At 63.0% G+C, this 4,881-nt stretch carries 5 protein-coding genes; 3 read left to right on the top strand and 2 right to left on the bottom strand.

What is annotated here, in order from left to right; all coding sequences use genetic code 11:
* Nucleotides 1-105, top strand: a 105-nt coding sequence (locus BUB54_RS19420) for a MerR family DNA-binding transcriptional regulator (RefSeq protein WP_217652562.1), incomplete at its 5' end; no start/stop codon positions are given.
* A 22-nt stretch (nt 106-127) separates the two neighbouring features.
* Here the strand turns inward: BUB54_RS19420 and BUB54_RS19415 are convergent.
* Both BUB54_RS19415 and BUB54_RS19410 read right to left on the bottom strand, forming a co-directional pair.
* Entirely contained in the window at nt 128-3,157 is a 3,030-nt protein-coding gene (locus BUB54_RS19415; RefSeq protein WP_012077404.1) for a Tn3 family transposase, read from the bottom strand.
* The gene (locus BUB54_RS19410) at nt 3,154-3,732 is read right to left on the bottom strand and encodes a recombinase family protein (protein ID WP_012077403.1); all 579 of its coding nucleotides are present in this window, start codon (nt 3,730-3,732) and stop codon (nt 3,154-3,156) included. The genes BUB54_RS19415 and BUB54_RS19410 overlap by 4 nt, the downstream gene beginning before the upstream one ends.
* 253 nt (nt 3,733-3,985) lie before the next feature.
* On the opposite strand from BUB54_RS19410, the gene BUB54_RS19405 reads away from it, so the two are divergent.
* Nucleotides 3,986-4,264, top strand: a complete 279-nt coding sequence (locus tag BUB54_RS19405) for a hypothetical protein (RefSeq protein ID WP_011342941.1) — start codon at nt 3,986-3,988, stop codon at nt 4,262-4,264.
* Nucleotides 4,261-4,545: a type II toxin-antitoxin system RelE/ParE family toxin gene (locus tag BUB54_RS19400; RefSeq protein ID WP_011342942.1), complete on the top strand. Its 285-nt coding sequence runs from the start codon at nt 4,261-4,263 to the stop codon at nt 4,543-4,545. Before BUB54_RS19405 ends, BUB54_RS19400 begins: the two co-directional genes overlap by 4 nt.
* Nucleotides 4,546-4,881: the final 336 nt, after the last annotated feature.

Below are 4,881 nucleotides of genomic sequence, written 5' to 3'. Positions count from 1 at the left end.
CAATCCGGCGTCTCCACGAAAATGATCCGTTACTACGAGAGCATAAGGCTGTTGCCGGCCGTTGGACGCACCGAAGGCAATTACCGGACCTATACGGGGTTCTAAGCCAGAACCGCCGAAATTTCCGTCATCCCAGCTCCAGCCCCGCCACGAGCGCATCCAGGTCGATCATCTTGCCGTCGCTCTGGAAGGTGTAATGCCCGTTCAGCAGGATGTGCCGCCAGGCCGCCGGCGATATCTGGGTCAGGAGAGCGTGCGCCTTGGCGTTGCCGCTCGCCTCGTACTTCATCAGCAGCCGCGAGAGGATGGCCGAGTTGTAGAAGATGACCGCGTTGGCGATCAGCCTGGCGCACTGGTTGCTGATCTCAATTTCGATGTCGGTGCGCCCGGTCAATTCCTTCTTGCCGCCGACCTGGGCGATGGTTGAGCGTAGCTGGTGATAGGACTCGATGCGGTTCTGTGAGCGGTGAACGTTGCGCTCCAGTTGCGGATCGCGCAGGTAGCGCAGCGTGTAGATGCTGCGGATGAGCTTGTCGAACTCGAACACCGCGCGCCGCGTGGGGTTCGGCGCGGTGTAGGTGCATAGCTTGCGGATCAGCGTGCCCTGCGTCATCTCCTTCAGTCCGAGCGTGGCGACAATCTGGTCGAGGTTCGGCTTCTCGCTGACTATGAGATCGCGGTCGATTCTCCCGGCCGGCCGGATCAGGCACTGATCGTACAGCGCCGGATCGTCGGCACTGTAGAGTTCCTTCAACTGATCGCCAAGGTCGGTGAAGCGCGGCTCGAAACGCAGGCCGAACCAGTGCAGGATAGCGAAGTTGGCCTTGTTGACGCTGTGCATGTCGCCGGTGATCGCGGTCGGCACGATGTCCGACGTGTTGCGATACCAGATGTCGAACACGTGATGGGCCTCGTAATCGTGCGCGCCGATCAGGTAGCCGTTGAGCGGCACGTGGTTGCACAGCAGCGTGTAGGCGACCACGCCCTTGCCGCGCCCAAAGTATTTGCGCGAGTGGCGCGCTTTCACGGTCGGCCGCTCGACGCCGAATTTCTGACCATCGACGGCACCGTACAGTGCATCGAGGTCGAACGAGTAGTACGGGAAGATCGGCAGCGCGGCGATGGCGTTGCTGATGCAGTCGTTGGCCGCGTGCAGCGTTGCGTGGCGCAGGTACTGTTGGTAGGCGCTCTCCAGCACGTGGTACGGGATGTCGCTGGTGCGTGCCATGACCTGGTTGCCGTGGTTCATCGCCTGCGCGATGATGACCGCCATCAGGCTGTCGGCGTCGGCGACCTTCTTCGCATAGCGCGGCTGCAAAGGCGTCAGCGCCGACAGGAACTGGCACTGGCCGTTGACGAAGCGGAACACGTCGGCCACGTCGCAGAACGGCAGTTGCTCGTAGAACGCCTTCTCGCGCGCCTTCTGGTTCTCGCCCTTGGGCTTGCGCCATGTCAGCTTCTGCGTGTCCTTGTCGTATTCTAGGTGCGTCAGCTTGCCCTGCTTCAGCTCGCGGTTGAAGGCCAGCCACTGAGCGCGCAGCTCGGTCGCGAGCGCATCGAGCTGGGCATCGAGTGGCTGCCGCAGGAACGGGATGTCGATCTGCGCCAGCACGGCGGCCTTCTCATCCAGCGAAACCAGCTCGTCGGAAAAATGCCGGTGCTGCAAGCTGTCGTCGAGGTAGAGTTCACCCGACTGGAAGCGCTTCCTGACCTGGCGGTACAGCCAGAACTCGTAGCGGTCGGCATGCAGGTCCGTCGGCTTGCCATCGGCATCGAAGGTCAGCAGGTACGGTCGCAAGCGTTTCGGCAGCGTGGCCGCTGGACATTCGGCGAGCGGCCGTTGCGATAGGCGCTGCTGTTTGGCGAACACGTCCTTGGCCCAGGCCAGCGCCACGAGCCACGGGCTGCCCGGATCAGTGCCAGCGAGGTCGAGCGCGACATACAGCGGCCGAAGATGGCGGCGGATGCGCTCAGCCAGGCCGTCCACCGCCTGCCAGTGCAAAGCCAGCTTGCTCACCGGCTTCACGCTCATGCGCTGCGCGGTGGTTTGCAGCGTATCGCGGGGCATGATTTTGTAGGCGCGCTGGCGCACATCGCCGAACGGCGTGGGATCGGGCACGCTGTCGTCGATGTAAAGCGACAGCAGGCGGCCGACCTGCGGTGTGTCTTGCTGACGGCGCACCTGCTCGGCGACAAAGGATTGCTTTGCGCCCGCACTGCTTTCGTCCTCCAACTGCTTCATGTGGTAGGCCATCGCATCGACCAGGTTGTCGGAAAGCTGCCGGTAGCGCACCCAGGCATAGCAAAGCAGGTAGAGGTAGGTCTGATCGGCCTTCAGGTTGCGTAGATCGTGGACGGTGTAGAAGTTCGCCAGGCTGGCGTAGTACAGCAGATTCTGCTGCGAGACGCCGAGCTTGGGCAGCAGCGCCTTGGCGATCCGGTGCAGCGGCTCCAGCGTGGCGCGCTTTTCGCGTTCGCGGGCCATCTGACGCCAGCCAAAGTCCTTGGCGTCCTGCTTGAGCGCCGCCAATTGCGACAGGGTGTCGTCACGCACTAGAAGCCGACCCAGCGCGGCCTTGGCCGATTCGTCCAACACTTCCGACAGCAGGCCAGCCAGCCGCCGACGCTCGGCGGACAGGGCTTCGCTCACCAGCTCTTGCAGGGTGGTATAGCCGGGCCGGATGATCTTGTGCTCGTTTAGCCAGACGATCAGCTCGGCGGCGATGAACCCCGGCATCACGTCGCGCCGCACGGTCTGCGCGGCCTGCTGCGCGAGCTGCGCCAGGAACTCGGCCGCCCACGGCCGGTAGCCGAACAGATCGGCAATCCACTCGCGCTGGGTGTAGTGCTCGTGCTTGGAGATTGGCTTGTGCTCGAAGGACTCGCCGTGGAAGTAGCGGCTCAGCACGAAGGCGCAATCGTGCTCGACCTCACTCCAGTCGAAGCGGAAGAAGGCATGCTTGGCCTTGAAGTAACCGATCTGCAAGATGCAATAGACCTGGGCATGGAGACCAGGCCGGCTGCTGGCGAGCGCCAGTTCGGTTTCAGTCAACGCCAAGTATTCCAGCCGCTGGGCGTCGTCGAAGTCCGGCAGGCCGTACAGGGCTTCCTGCTCGGCGTCCGACAGGACGGTCAATCGTTCGCTCTTGGTCGTCATCGCGATGACGCTCCACGAGAGCCCGTCCAACCAACCCGTGCCAGGGTCTCGATCAGCGTGGTTCGCTTGACGCCGAAGTTGCGGCACACCGCCGCCTTGGACATGCCGCCATCGAGCGCAGCGACGATGGCCTCCAGCTTCTCGCCGGTGATCGCCTGCGGCCGGCCGCCGATCCGGCCGCGTTTGCGGGCGGCAGCCAGACCGGCGACGACACGTTCCTGGATCAAGGCGCGTTCGTACTGCGCGAGCGCGCCGAACACCTGGAACAGAAACTCGCCCGAGGGCGTCGTGGTATCCAGGTTCTCCGTCAGCGAGCGGAACGCCACCTGCTTTTTCTTGAGCGAGGTCACGATGGCGAGCAAGTGCGACAACGAACGGCCGAGCCGGTCGAGCTTCCACACGACCAACACGTCGCCAGGGCGAACGAATTCGAGCGCCCGCGCCAGGCCCGCGCGGTCGTCCTTCGCGCCGGAAGCATGATCCTCGAACAGATGCCGCGCATCGACGCCGACGGCGAGCAGCGCATCGCGCTGCAAGTTCGTGCTCTGGCGGTCGGAGTCCGACGACACGCGCATGTAACCTACCAACATAAGCGGAAAACCATTAAGACGAGGTTTCCGTATGGTAGCGTCTGGCGACAGAGTTTTCCGCACAATTTTGCGGCCACTCGGAGGTTGGTGCAGAGGACCGTTGAAGGCCTGTCGAAAAACAAATGTTTTCCGACAGGCCTTGGCCTAGCGCACGCCCGCCTTGCAGCGTTCTGTGAATAGCGCTTAGTAATGACGGCGTATATACTTTGTTAGTATCAAGTGGCAGGAGGCCCCGATCATGTCAAAACAAGCCGTTTTCACGATGAAGCTGGAGCCTGAGTTGCGCGCCGAGTTTATGGCCGAAGCCGAGGCGGCCCATCGCCCGGCGTCGCAAGTGCTGCGCGAGCTGATGCGCGAGTTCGTTCAGCGCCAGCGCGAGTCGCGCGAGTACGACGAGTTCCTGCGCCGCAAGGTCGAAGCCGGCCGGGCTTCGATGCGCGCTGGATTGGGGCGGTCGAACGATGAAGTTGAGGCCGAATTCGCCGCACGGCGTGCCAGTGTGGCGAGCCAGGCGTGAGGGTTGTTTGGACGCCCGAAGCGCAGCAAGACCGTGCCGATGTGTGGGACTACATCGCAGCCGACAATCCGCGCGCGGCGGCCCGGATGGATGAGATTTTCAGCGACGCGGCCGCCCGCTTGATCCAGCACCCCATGCTGGGCAAGCCGGGAAAGATTCCCGGGACCCGCGAGTTGATCCCGCACGAAAGCTATCGCCTGGTGTATCAGATCGACGGCGAAACGGTGTGGATACTGACGCTGGTTCATACTGCCCGCCTGTGGCCGCCTGTGCGCGATTAAGATATGATCATGGCAACAATGAAACGGCGCGTTGACAGACTGCTTTCGAGCCAGACCGCGGTCGGCGGCAGGCGGCCAGTTGCGGACGGTCAAGCATCTTCCCGGTAGCGGACGTTCAATAGTGTCTCTGACCTGCTTCGCTCCCTCTATGAAGGGAGGTCGCTGGCCCATCCGCGCACTCACAGCCTGCCAGTAGGCGCAAATTGGCAGCGCTCCGTCCGGCAGCGCACAGACTGCGGCCCAGGGGTTACGCATGAAAGAAGCCGGTGAGCACTTGCTCCATGTAACGGTTATCCCAGGCGGCCATTTTGCGGCGCCCCTTGAGACTGGCCTTTG

The sequence above is a fragment of the Acidocella aminolytica 101 = DSM 11237 genome (assembly GCF_900129125.1).
Taxonomy (GTDB): Bacteria; Pseudomonadota; Alphaproteobacteria; order Acetobacterales; family Acetobacteraceae; genus Acidocella; species Acidocella aminolytica.
This window is presented reverse-complemented; position numbering and strand designations above follow the sequence as displayed.